We start from the raw sequence: 12319 nt of genomic DNA, 5'->3' as shown, positions 1-12319 counted from the left end.
AGTCGAAGGATAGGGGCAGAGATTAAGCATTATGCTCCATATACACCCAAAAGAGGAATAAAAACATCATGAGAATGACAAAACATATACTGTAACATTTACATCTCTTATATTAGGAGTGGCTCATAAACACCAATATGGTGTGAATTAAAACCAAGAGATTTGCAACCCGGCAAAATAAAGGCGCATATGAACTAGAATGTATTGAAACATCTCCATTTCATTATCTTTAATAATTAAAGCTAATACCCTCATGAGAGAAGAAAAAGAAAATCGAAATACTTCATTCGACGTGTCCAATAAGTCGAATTTGAGAACTCAAATTGATAGTCATACAACCTTAACTCCTGACGAACATACCTCAAATCAACCAGACAACCAACTTAGAAGTGGCCTTTTAGGTTGGTATGCGGCCTGCAGCAGTCAACTTTTAAAAGAAGGCCAACTATATTTCTTCTCTATGTATAACGAGCCCTTAGTCCTATACAGGGATAAGGATAAAAAAGCCAAATGTATCAAAGATTTATGCCCTCACAGAGGGGCCTCGTTCCAGGGGGGGCAGATAAAAGATGGCAATATTGTTTGTCCTTATCATGGTGCAAGATTCTCTACCGAAGGAGAATGTACAAACCTAGAGAGAATTACATGTCAGCACATTGTTGATTCTAATTATAATAACTATGCAAAAAAAATTCATCTTTATCAATATCCATGCATTGAAGTTGATGGCTACATTTACATCTACTACACTGGATCAGCAAAAACAAATGTCCAGGATTTCTCAATAAAGACAGATCTAAGCAATCATGTACCAGAGACATTTGGATTCAAGCCCAAAGAATATGCATTTGAGGAAGTATGTGTAGATTTTAAATGTGACTGGGCAAGAATCATAGAAAATCACTTAGATATACTACATATATTCTGGGTACATGGGGACACAATACCGGACAAAGATGTTAACAGAAAAGTAATTACCAGCTTTAATCAAAAAATAAAAAGAGATGAGCGTTTTATCGAAAGCAAATACAACCACAAACAGCCTAGTAAGGGTGAGTTTATTACTATTACCTTTGTCCCTCCAGGCAGGATTTTCATATATAAAGGCTCACCAGAATCTGCAAGATATGTACAAGTCTTAGACCATATTCCACTTGGTCGGAACAGGTCAAGAGTAATCGTAAGACACTACAGAAAATTCCTTAAAAACAAGCTCCTGACCAAACTAGTCCTTTTCAAATCTCTTCAGCATAGGATATTTTATAGAATATTTAGTGAAGACTATATGGTCCTAAAAACTCAAACATTTAATCAGCAGATGGGATACATTCAAAAGGATAATGTGAAACTTCTAGGTGAGGATAAGATGGTTCAATACTATTGGGGATGGTTTCAAAATTCATTGCAAAAGGATAATCCATGGTCCCTACATCCTACTAACGAGCATACAAATAAAGTACACGAAGAAATGCCGATGCTATATCCACCAGAGAATCCAACCTTAGATGATAAGAACAACAGAGAAATCCTTATTCAAACAATCATAAGATTATTAATACCTGTCATACTAATTGTACAAGGTGTTCTGGTATTTAACTCCAATAAAGATATGGATAATTCACTACTCAACCAAGGAGTCTCTTCTCTCACATCGAAGTTACAAGAATAAGGCTAGAATAAGTCAGCTGAAACTCTAATATGTCAAATGGCAATGATCGACCAGCATGGATGAACTGGGCATTTCTGGGTATATTTCTATGGACAAGTTGGCAGCTTTATGGATTCTGGTTTACTAAATTAACTAATTAAAACCATCGTCTATTACATATAAAATAGACTAATAAATTCTACCTCCTATTGATTTAAGTCTTACTAGTTATTCATGACTCAAGAATCACCTTGGTTAGAAATTGAAAACGCAGAGGTATTTCATCGTGGCAAAAGAATATTTAAAGACATAAGTTTAAGCCTAATGCGTGGTGAGCAAACGATAGTCTTAGGACCTAATGGAGCTGGAAAAAGTACCTTAATAAGGTTAATAAGAAGGGAGATTTATCCTGTGTCAAAATCCAGCACAATATTCAGGATGTTCGGGAGTGATGAAATAAACCTAACAGAACTTCGAAAGCGAGTAGGAGTTCTATCACAAGAAATCGACAAAAGGATGAACCCGAGAATACTTACACCTGATGTAATCAGCTCAGGGTTTTATGGATCTTTGGGCATAAGAAAGAACCAAATACCATCACCAGCCCAAAGGGAACGAACAGATGAACTTATAGAGAGTATGAGGTTAACAAAACTCTGCAAGTTAAATTTTGGTGAACTTTCTGATGGTCAAAAGAAAAGGGTTCTACTAGCAAGAGCTTTGGTTCACGATCCCGAGATAATAGTTCTAGACGAACCAACCAGTGGTCTAGATCTATCTGCAAAGTATTCTTTATTACAAATATTAGATCGACTCTCAAAAAACGGTAAGACCCTACTTATTGTAACTCATCAAATTGATAATGTAATAAAAACAATAAATAAAATAGTCTTCATGAAAGAAGGTAAGGTAAACAATGTTGGCAGTGTAAAGGAAAAAATTAATTCAGAGGAATTAAGCGAATTATTTAATATCCCTTTAAAAGTAGTTAGTGCAAATGGCTATTGGCAAGTCTTACCTGATCATTAAACCCTGAATAGTATTATCAATTGATTATTTTAAAATCTTTAGGCCAGAATTAAGATCAAACTAATGCTTAAAAAAGTTATTAGCCAAAACTTAAAAACATTTCTTCCTGATCGAGCACTTCTAACATTTCTAAGTCCATTTCCCCTTGAAGCCTTACCTAGCGGAGTCCCACATCTAATGCAAACGAGTCTCCCTGCCAGAGCTCTGTCTGCCCGAAGTTGATCAGAGCCACAGGCGTAACAGCGTTGGTGCATTCTTAAAACGATATTCACTAATCCATCAATACTAATTAAAACCAACCAAACAACGGGTATAAAAAGTTATTTGTTTAAATTCTAAGCAGAAGTGTTTTGGGATATCGGAAACAAAATTTATTTTAATTTGTAAATAGTTCTATAGTATTCCTAGGCTCCTATCTAGAAAAGATAAGGGTTCTGACATTGTTTCCGAATAACAAAGGATGCCTTGAGCCTTATATGAATATAAAAGTTGATCATCTCTATCGAATAAAAAGGTTCCTCCTCTTTGTGTCAGGAAGTTGATATTAGGAACATATTCATTCCAATGATGTAAGACCTCTAACATATTCCTTAGTCGTAAGGTAGCCAACTCAAATGGTCTCTGGAACCCATTTCCCCCAGCCATATCAAAGAATTTCCCACTAAGTTCAGGCAGAAATCCGATTTTTATTTTCTCATCAGAAGCAATAGACTGATCAGCATCTCTGTCTCCAGTGTATCCACGCAAAACTTCTTTTAAAGTTCCAGGGGAACCAAAACCGCCACACATAATCAACATATTTCCCCAGGATCCAAATGGTGTATTCACTCCTTCATAAAGCTCTAATTGACAATGCAATGTATTATCTCTTTCTATTAAGAGTTGGTGTTTGGGAAAGCCTGTGAAGGAACAAAATAGCTCCCTTGACTTAGTACTTCCAATTCCAATTCCGATTAAGTCAACACCTAAACTCTTAAATCTGGGTAATACAGAAACCAACTTAGTAGCGTATTCAATGCTGTCAAAGTCGCCAAGAACACCAAAAACAATAACAAGGAGATTGTTTTTGTTTTTGTGATAGGATGTTGAATCTACCTTGTTTAAAAGAAAGCGAATAGCGTCAGTACTAAACACAGAGCTCTTTGTATTTGTCTTGTGAAATATACGTATTGTGTCATTGAATAGTCAACTTGACAGTAGATCTATTCGTCATTTACACACTCGGCGCATATAGCTGCTTGCAATTTATAATTTCAATAGATTGGTTCGATCATGCAAGAACTTACAAAGGCTATAAACAATCATCTGGCATGCGAGTTTCAAGCAAGCCACACCTATCTTGCAATGTCTATCTGGCTAAGGGAGAAGGACCTCGCTGGATTTTCCTCTTATATGCAAACAAAAAGTCAGGAAGAACATGGACATGCAGACCGGCTAATTGCTTATCTTGTTGACTGTGACGAACAAGTAGAGCTTCCTGGGGTTGAAGCGCCGCAAAGGAGTTGGACATCAACACAATCATTATTTGATCAGGTTTATGAAATGGAACAAGCGGTTACAGCATCTATAAACAGGATCTACTCAATAGCCGAACAAGCCGGAGAAAGAAGTGCTACGGCAATGCTCGACTGGTTTATAGCTGAACAACTTCAAGAAGAAGCTGAAGCAAGATTTGTACGAAAGCGCCTTCGTCTTGCTGGAGAAAATAGTGCAGCCCTTCTATTGCTGGATCAACAATTCCTTGATGGAACAGCGCTTTCTACAGTGAAGGGTGGACCCGCCGGGTAAATTTCGCCGCGCACAAATCTTTTGAAGTAAAAATATCTGCGCAATAAGACAAGAGCGATTGCTGACCATCTCTCTCTACTTGTATCAATTGAAACGCGAATATGAGCAAAAGGCCACAAAATCGAGCATTAAATACAAATAAGGTCTCAACAAGACAGTTGCTATTGAGAATCGCTTGCAAAAAGAGTTTGTCCTGCTATAGGTTGAGAGCAATTCTCAACAAAGCACCTTTTAAGTAGATGGGCTTCACCTATTCATCCGAAGACTCACTGGCTGCAGTGCGGATGCCTACTGGACAATCAATACTTATAGATCCTTCCTCTCGTCTTGGAGAATCCTGTATCGAAGTTATTGAAGGCGTCGCAAGGGTCTATTGCCCTTGTGAAGAAACTGAAGGAATGACTCTTGCCTTTCTTCAAAAAGGCGATCAGATACGTGCTGATCGCCTATGTAGTGAAGGTGTTTGCGTTGAAGCACTTACCCCTCTCTGTTTCAAAACACAAAATGAATCCACTAGTTCAACTGGTTTTGATGCAGTCAATGAATGGACCCTTCAGCTTTTGAGGATTAGACACCTAGGCAGTGCAGAACAACGCCTACAAGCATTACTTGCTCTGTTGGTAAATAGGTTAGGGAGGCGTTGTGGTGACTGGTGTGATCTGCCATTTCGCCTTACCCATGAGCGAATTGGAGAATTAATTGGCTCCACAAGAGTTACATCCACAAGGCTGATTTCACGCCTTCGATCAGCAGACCTTCTAAACGTCCCTGCGGGAGAACCCATACTCCGTTTAGCTCCTGTACTAATAGAGACAGCCCCTCTTGCAGCCTAAATGGATAAATTAATGAAACAAAGGGATATTGCATCCCTGTTCTCAGAATCTCTTATAGGCAGCCTATGTAAAGAAATTGATGACTCAAATAATAGATGTTACTACCTAATAAATGCAATTAGTTCTTCTACTAATAAAGAGCTATTAAAAAGGTTAAATATTGAACTAAAAGGCCTTAACCAAAGAAAATCTGAAATACTTCATACAGCATTACAATGCAAACGATTAATCAAGCAAAATGATCTGTCAATTTTGTTTTTGATTGAAATTAGTAAAAGATCTTTAGCTCTAACCTAATTAACGAGGGTCTAATTTTATCAAAAACAAAAATTCTATTTAATAAGTCTACTTTTAATTATTCTAGGCAAGTTTAAAGCGTGTATGTTGACCATTTGTCAACTCACTATCGAGGATTAACATCGCTGAAGGTTGATTGTCCGCAAAACGGACCCTTCCTAAAAGATGAGCGAATTCATCTTCAGCGGAAACCTGAACATCAATTGTAGGGTCTAAGAAAACGGTTGTACGCATATCTGATGATCTTTCTGCCAAGTTATATAAGTTATGGAGAGAGGTTGTTACTTCTGCTTCCATCTGGAATGAAGCTGATATGATCTCCTCGACAGAACTCCAGTCCTGACGAGGAGATGGTATGTCCTGCAGTAGAACTTTCTGACCCCGGGAAATCAAATAATCAGCAAACTTACAGGCATGATCTTGTTCACTTGTTGACTCATTCTTAAAAAACTGAGAAAACCCACGCAACTCTCTTTCACCCAACCATATTGCCATTGCTAAATAAGCCGCACTTGCATTTCTTTCCATAGTCACATGCAGTTGAAAAGCCTCCACTAACGATGGGTCCATAGGCTGAGCCATAGCTCTCCCAGATGGGCCTAAAGGAGTTTTGACTTTGAATTCACTAGTTGATGCAGTCATAATTGTCAAAGGGGAAACTGCTAGAGGGGTGAAGAAGAAACGTAAGTTCTATGTCTTTGGATGATCGTACGTGACTAATGATACAAGGTTTTTTAAATAAATAAACCTTTGCGAATCCCGAAAGAGGAAGGGATATAATAATGAGAATCACTATCAGCTGCGGCAAGCCGTATTAAGACATGGGGCAACCCATAGGGAAATCATTAGACGACTTCCCAGACAGTCGTTCTAGAAAAAAATCAAAAAAAAAGGGTTGTAAAAAGAAAAAGTGTTCAAAATGGAAAGGTGGTAAATGTCAATGTGGGAACAATTAACCAAATAGAGTTTGGAAATATTTAAGGGGTCAATATATTTAAAATAAGTATAAGAGTTATTTTACTAATAAGGTAAATATAGATTAATTTAAGTATATAAGTACTCTAAGCTAATAAGCATGGCACTGATCCAGGGAAAAGAATTCCATTTTGTCCTTCCTTAAAGTTAACCAAACATCTATCTCCAACTTTTAAAGGATTATCCAATGGCTGTCTAATTCTGAGAGTATAACTTCCAAGCTCTACTCTTAACAACCAATAACTACCTAAAAACTCACGCCCTTGGACTAAGCCTTCTCCTTCTGGATCGTGTGTTATTTGAATAGACATTTCATCAATCATTAGCTCAGTTACATGGATATTATTCTGTGAGCTAGGAATTGGACCCAAAGGTGTATTTAACTGATCATGACTGACATCCACAGGAAGAACATTACGTTGAAGAACAAACCTTCCAACGAATGGAGTTGCAGGTTGATGAACTAAATCACATGGTGCTGAGCATTGGTGCAATTGTCCTGACTTTAATACTGCTACACGATCACAAATTGCTAAAGCTTCCTGAGGGTCATGGGTAACCAAAAGGCCGCTTGCACCACAGGTTTGTAAAACTTTCGAAAGCTCACTTCTTAAGCGAAGTCGAACCTCAACATCAAGATTAGAGAAGGGTTCATCTAATAAAACAAGGGATGATCCTGGCGCCAAAGCCCTCGCTAAAGCCAATCTCTGTCTTTGTCCTCCTGAAAGTTCATGAGGATATCGATTCATTAGTCCTTCCAAGCCGAGTAATTCCATCAACCAGCGAGGCCTGCTTATGTCTTGTCCCTTACGAAGACCGAAACAAACATTGCTCCAGGCATCCAAATGAGGGAAGAGAGCATAATCCTGGAAAACCATACCCACAGCCCGTCTTTCTGCAGGAAGTATGTGAGTTGGGCTAGCCACAATATTTCCATTAATTGAAATTGTCCCTTTATATGGCTGTTCAAAACCTGCAATCAATCTAAGAAGAGTAGTTTTTCCGCATCCAGAGGGGCCTAATAAACCAACCAATTCACCATGATGCAGATCTAGGTCCACACCCTTAAGAGACCAAACATCTCTGGCGCTCTTTTTGTAGCGGTGCCAAAGATTTTCAATTTTTACATGGCTAAAAGTCACCTTTATTGGATCTCAATCAAATGGTGTTCGAAGATCAATCGCCGCTAAGCCCAAGTGAACTGATCTAAAGAAAGTGCAAAAACAATCATCAGTTTTGCAAATGGTTCTATGCGACATTGGTGTGGTAAATCTACAAGAAGCAATGTTTAGGAATCTAGGACTAGTCAAAGGTAGTATTTGATTTATACATATCATCCATACGAGAATGTGACAAAAGATACACTAAGGTGTGATTTATTTGCAGCAAGTCCCTTATGGCAATGCGTGGCCAACAGGATAATTCTGACCTGTTGAAATGAATTCAACAAGTATTTACGGGAGCAGTTAGCAAGCAAGGCAAGCCTAGTGTCCTGTGGGAATGACCTATTACAAGGAATTCAACTTTTTACCAGAGCTTCTAAGAGTATGAAAGGATGTCACTAAACGAAAATAGAAATAGTGAGATTAAACAAGCGTGCGGAAATAATTCGGCAAGAGCTTGAGTCCCTCTACCCAAACCCACCTATTCCACTAGACCATAAGGATACTTTTACTTTACTAATAGCAGTATTACTAAGTGCCCAGTGTACGGACAAGAAAGTAAATGAAGTAACCCCCGGTCTATTTCATTTGGCAGATACCGCTAGCAAAATGATTGAACTTGGGGAGGATCAAATCTATAAGTCAATCAAACACCTAGGCCTTGCACGGCAAAAAGCAAAACATATATTTAAACTATCTAATTTAATTGTAGATAAGTTCGGAGGTGAAGTACCAAAAACTTTTAAAGAGTTAGAACTATTACCAGGGGTAGGCCATAAGACAGCAAGTGTTGTCTTGGCACAAGCATTTGGGGTCCCAACCTTTCCAGTTGATACACATATTCATAGGCTAGCGCAAAGGTGGGGTCTGACTAATGGGTCAAACGTCAAACAGACAGAAAGAGATTTAAAGCGGATATTTCCAATTGAATCATGGAACAAGTTACACCTTCAAATCATCTTCTATGGACGTGAATACTGCACAGCAAGAGGTTGTAATGGTATGAGATGTGCTCTATGCAGAAGATTGTATCCAAAAAGGCGTTTTCCGGTCAAAGTTCTTAAGCCCTAATAGTTAGAAACAATAGAAGTTAAGAGATAAAAATTAAAAACTTAATGCCTACCTCTTACTATCCAAGCCGAGCCTAGTCCACCAAGAAATCCAAAGAAGTGGCCTTCCCAACTTACTCCTGAGGGTGAAAAGAAAGGTATCAAAGAAAGCAAGTTATTACCAAAAAGACAAAAACAAAGTGTGGATAAGAATAATGTTCTAATACTTCGTTCCAAGATGCCAATCAAAAGTAAATATCCAACCATTCCAAAAATCACTCCGGAGAGGCCATGAAAAGAATTTGTCCAAAAAAGCCATAATGGAATTTCCATAATAATTACCCCAATCCAAACTGCTATATAGTCTTTAAAGCCTCTTGATAAAACTAGAAAACTTAAAGGTAAAAAAGCTAAAGTGTTTGAAATTAAATGTCCGTAATCTGCGTGACTAAACGGAGCTGTAAAAAGCCCCCACCATGAAAACCTTGGAATAAGTGGTAAGTTCCACTTCCCGGCAAAAAAAAGCTGATCTACAAACTCTTGTATCCAGGCAACAGAAAGAAGGCTAAAAGGGATTAATAGTCGACTTCTCATCACATAAAATCAGAAATGTCCACAGCCAAGAGGGAAATTCCGCTAAAAAAGTATGATTCCCAAAAGGCTAGCCATGAAAATTGCTATTAGTGGTGCATCTGGAAAAACTGGTTCTCGAATAGCAGAGGAAGCCTTGGCCAAAGGCTATGAGGTTTCATTGATTCTTAGAAAAGGCTCTGTCGTACCTGAAAACCTCAAAAAATGCACTCAACACGTTTTATCTCTAAGCGATAGCCAAGCTCTAAAAGCTGCACTTGAGAATTGCTCTGCTTTGTTCATAGCCACAGGAGCCAGACCCTCTATAGATCTAACTGGTCCGGCACGCGTAGATGCCTGGGGTGTCAAAAGACAAGTCGAAGCTTGCGAACAAGTAGGTACCAAACGCGTAATTTTGGTGAGCTCTCTTTGCGCAGGGAGATGGCAACATCCTTTAAATCTGTTTGGTCTGATTCTGATATGGAAAAGAATCGGTGAGCGTGCTCTTGAAGAAAGCAAACTTGATTGGACAGTTATTCGTCCAGGTGGTCTTAACGAAAGAGAAGAAGATATAGCTGATGAAAATATTCGTTATACAGGTGCAGATATGCAAGAAGATGCTTATATCCCTAGACGTTTGGTAGCGAGGTCCTGCATGGAAGCATTGAATACTGTCAGTTCAATAGGACAAATTGTCGAAGTAACTAGCGACAAAACTTATCAAAGGACAACCATGAAAGAGGCAATAAAAGGATTTAGGACAAAAGCATCATAAGCTTAAAGAAAGATTAAAAGAATAATGAACACCAACGCGAAAATTGATGCTCTGCAACTAATGCTCACAGATCTGCGGACTCGCAACGAACCCATTCGGCACAAAGCCGCCTTTAGAGGATGCCAACCTGAGTTCCAAGCACTTGTAGCAACGCTTATTGAGCAACTAGAGTCTGAATTGAAAAACGAAAAGCAATGCCTCAGAGAGGCAAAAGTGCCAAACAACTTAGAATGACTGGTCAATTAAAGATATAACCCTAGTAATCCAAAGAGCCCAAATATCTTGGTTATAGGGATAATTTAACCAATAAGAATTTAAATCTAAAAACATTAAGTATCCAAGGCTTATGTAGAAGAATGTTTACTATTCCTGAGCATTCATTAAGAACCCTCAATAGTTAAGCATCAATCGCAAAACAGATGTAATGTAAAAAAGATACATTCAATGAATGCGAAAGCTACTCTCACTCGGCATAGCCTTTGCGCTTATTCTTCTTTGCCCAAAACTCGTTTCTGCAGCTGATGCTGGAAATGGTGCTCAAATTTTTTCCTCAACTTGCGCAGCTTGCCACATGGGCGGAGGGAATGTAGTCAATGGAGACCGCACTCTCCAAAAGGCAGATCTTGAGGCCTATCTCAGTAATTACTCATCTGATCATGAATCAGCTATTGCAGCTCAAATTAGATCCGGTAAAAATGCAATGCCTTCCTTTAGCGATGCATTGTCAACATCAGAAATCGATGATGTAGCGGCTTATGTTGAGTCAATGGCTAATCAAGGCTGGGGCTAGACAAACTTCTTCCAAACCTTCTGTTTTATAAATTTCAAAATAAATACAAATCAATAGTCGGATCAACTATTTCTATTTAGTAAATAATTAATTTACTCGCTAAATTAAATTCTCAACCTAGTTCCAGACAAGCCAAGCCATAAACTTCCTTCATTGATACGGGAGGAAGCTCTCCTCTATACATTCTTAAGGTCTGTGAAATTTGCTTAAAACCAAGTTTCCTACAAAGGTGAGAAGCCGATTGATTTAAGCCGGGAGTATCTATCAACACTGTCCCTCTATGTCGTCGAATTAATTGTTTAAGAAGCAGCTCTGCGAGTTCATTAGTGTCAGCCAGCAAAGGGCCTACTCTCCAGCCTTCGCCATTCTTCAACAAACAAGGTCTTATGCGTCCAAACCCATGACATTGCCCATTGTTGTCAATAATGGCTAAAACTTTCCCTGCAGGGTGCTTCAGCCAATCAAATAGAAAATGGGGCCTAGGACTTGGTTCTCTTTTTGCGTCATAGACTTCTATTGCTTTTGATGGAATAGCACCCCCTTCGAGAAGCATTAGACCAGAAGCATCATTTTGGGAATAGTCAGCCCCAGTAAAAAAATCATCATTCCCTTCACATTGCCAACGGGTTGTAGGAGATGAAGGGTGAAAGCCCCATCCTGAGTAGTCATTAATTCTATTCAATGCTGCTTCCAAACCTATGCAAGGCAAATCCTCTAAGTGTTTTAAGGCATGTTTCCACAGTTCAAGTCCAAAGCCATGACCACGATGTTCTGGCACAACTAAAAACAAACCAATAAAGCCATAGTTAGCGTTATATCGAACTCCGGCTATACAACCAATTGGTTTTTTATTTAACAAACCAACCCACAATCCCTGACGGTCAGTGTGCCTATAGATATTTAAATCTCCTGCGCCAGGTGCAAAGCCTTCAACTCTCGACCAATTAGTCACATATGCAATATCTTTGGGCTGAAGGCTACGTATCTGCAGAGAAGATGACATGTCTAAATCGCCAAAAGAAAAATAACAGGGACCCAATGCCTTACAAAAATATTTCTAATTGGAGGCATGAACAGTTATAGGAATGTAGATAAGTTTAAAGAACTTAAAGATATAGAACTCTTATTATTGTATTTACTTACAAGGTATATTTATCAAAACTATCCCAAATAACAGGAAATCCATATGAAGGCAACGTCTTAATCCGCTTCATATGCATTTGGAGCAAATATTAGAAAAAGCCACCACCAAAGAACAACTCCTGCCAAAACAAAAGTCGTAATTATTAAGCTATTAAAAAATAACCAACTAAAAGTTATAACCAATATTCCCGTCAATAGGATCGACCAAGGCTGGCACCACCAGGGTTTTTGTGACCAGATACTGTTCTTTTCCATTTAA

At 38.6% G+C, this 12319-nt stretch carries 15 protein-coding genes; 9 read left to right on the top strand and 6 right to left on the bottom strand.

Going from position 1 to position 12319, the window contains the following annotated elements; translation table 11 throughout:
- Window positions 1–253: 253 nt before the first annotated feature.
- Complete coding sequence (locus SOI83_RS00955; RefSeq protein ID WP_320676722.1) at window positions 254–1669, top strand: Rieske 2Fe-2S domain-containing protein; 1416 nt, start codon at window positions 254–256, stop codon at window positions 1667–1669.
- A gap of 213 nt (window positions 1670–1882) precedes the next feature.
- Window positions 1883–2677 (top strand): ABC transporter ATP-binding protein, encoded by a 795-nt coding sequence (locus SOI83_RS00950; protein WP_320676721.1) that lies wholly within the window; start codon window positions 1883–1885, stop codon window positions 2675–2677.
- 393 nt (window positions 2678–3070) lie between these two features.
- On the opposite strand, the gene SOI83_RS00945 is transcribed toward SOI83_RS00950, so the two are convergent.
- A complete protein-coding gene (locus tag SOI83_RS00945; RefSeq protein ID WP_320676720.1) occupies window positions 3071–3811 on the bottom strand; it encodes an AhpC/TSA family protein in 741 nt (246 codons plus the stop codon).
- A gap of 138 nt (window positions 3812–3949) precedes the next feature.
- Here SOI83_RS00945 and SOI83_RS00940 point away from each other — a divergent pair, with 138 nt between their 5' ends.
- The 3 genes from SOI83_RS00940 to SOI83_RS00930 all read left to right on the top strand — a co-directional run bounded on the left by SOI83_RS00940 (window position 3950) and on the right by SOI83_RS00930 (window position 5595).
- Window positions 3950–4465 carry a ferritin gene (locus SOI83_RS00940; RefSeq protein WP_320676719.1) on the top strand — a complete coding sequence of 172 codons (516 nt, stop codon included), beginning with the start codon at window positions 3950–3952 and terminating at the stop codon, window positions 4463–4465.
- Window positions 4466–4704: 239 nt separating this feature from the next.
- A complete protein-coding gene (locus tag SOI83_RS00935) occupies window positions 4705–5298 on the top strand; it encodes a helix-turn-helix domain-containing protein (RefSeq protein WP_320676718.1) in 594 nt (197 codons plus the stop codon).
- A complete protein-coding gene (locus SOI83_RS00930) occupies window positions 5299–5595 on the top strand; it encodes a hypothetical protein (RefSeq protein ID WP_320676717.1) in 297 nt (98 codons plus the stop codon).
- Window positions 5596–5658: 63 nt separating this feature from the next.
- On the opposite strand, the gene SOI83_RS00925 is transcribed toward SOI83_RS00930, so the two are convergent.
- A complete protein-coding gene (locus tag SOI83_RS00925) occupies window positions 5659–6237 on the bottom strand; it encodes a ferritin (protein ID WP_320676716.1) in 579 nt (192 codons plus the stop codon).
- Between the two features lie 419 nt (window positions 6238–6656).
- Window positions 6657–7712 (bottom strand): ABC transporter ATP-binding protein, encoded by a 1056-nt coding sequence (locus SOI83_RS00920; protein ID WP_320676715.1) that lies wholly within the window; start codon window positions 7710–7712, stop codon window positions 6657–6659.
- Between the two features lie 438 nt (window positions 7713–8150).
- Here SOI83_RS00920 and nth point away from each other — a divergent pair, with 438 nt between their 5' ends.
- The gene (nth, locus tag SOI83_RS00915) at window positions 8151–8804 is read left to right on the top strand and encodes an endonuclease III (RefSeq protein WP_320676714.1); all 654 of its coding nucleotides are present in this window, start codon (window positions 8151–8153) and stop codon (window positions 8802–8804) included.
- Between the two features lie 41 nt (window positions 8805–8845).
- Here the strand turns inward: nth and SOI83_RS00910 are convergent, their stop codons facing one another.
- Window positions 8846–9376 carry a rhomboid family intramembrane serine protease gene (locus tag SOI83_RS00910; RefSeq protein WP_320677781.1) on the bottom strand — a complete coding sequence of 177 codons (531 nt, stop codon included), beginning with the start codon at window positions 9374–9376 and terminating at the stop codon, window positions 8846–8848.
- 73 nt (window positions 9377–9449) lie between these two features.
- Between SOI83_RS00910 and SOI83_RS00905 the strand changes: the two genes are divergently transcribed.
- The 3 genes from SOI83_RS00905 (at window position 9450) to SOI83_RS00895 (ending at window position 10917) form a co-directional block, all read left to right on the top strand.
- Window positions 9450–10127 carry an SDR family oxidoreductase gene (locus SOI83_RS00905; protein WP_320676713.1) on the top strand — a complete coding sequence of 226 codons (678 nt, stop codon included), beginning with the start codon at window positions 9450–9452 and terminating at the stop codon, window positions 10125–10127.
- A gap of 24 nt (window positions 10128–10151) precedes the next feature.
- A complete protein-coding gene (locus SOI83_RS00900) occupies window positions 10152–10361 on the top strand; it encodes a hypothetical protein (protein WP_320676712.1) in 210 nt (69 codons plus the stop codon).
- Between the two features lie 214 nt (window positions 10362–10575).
- Complete coding sequence (locus tag SOI83_RS00895; protein WP_320676711.1) at window positions 10576–10917, top strand: c-type cytochrome; 342 nt, start codon at window positions 10576–10578, stop codon at window positions 10915–10917.
- A 112-nt stretch (window positions 10918–11029) separates the two neighbouring features.
- On the opposite strand, the gene SOI83_RS00890 is transcribed toward SOI83_RS00895, so the two are convergent.
- Window positions 11030–11920, bottom strand: coding sequence for a GNAT family N-acetyltransferase (locus SOI83_RS00890; RefSeq protein WP_320676710.1), 891 nt, complete (start codon window positions 11918–11920; stop codon window positions 11030–11032).
- Window positions 11921–12117: 197 nt separating this feature from the next.
- Complete coding sequence (locus SOI83_RS00885; protein ID WP_320676709.1) at window positions 12118–12315, bottom strand: DUF6737 family protein; 198 nt, start codon at window positions 12313–12315, stop codon at window positions 12118–12120.
- Window positions 12316–12319 lie beyond the last annotated feature (4 nt).

It is taken from the genome of Prochlorococcus sp. MIT 1300 (assembly GCF_034092375.1).
Lineage (GTDB): Bacteria > Cyanobacteriota > Cyanobacteriia > PCC-6307 > Cyanobiaceae > MIT-1300.
This window is presented reverse-complemented; position numbering and strand designations above follow the sequence as displayed.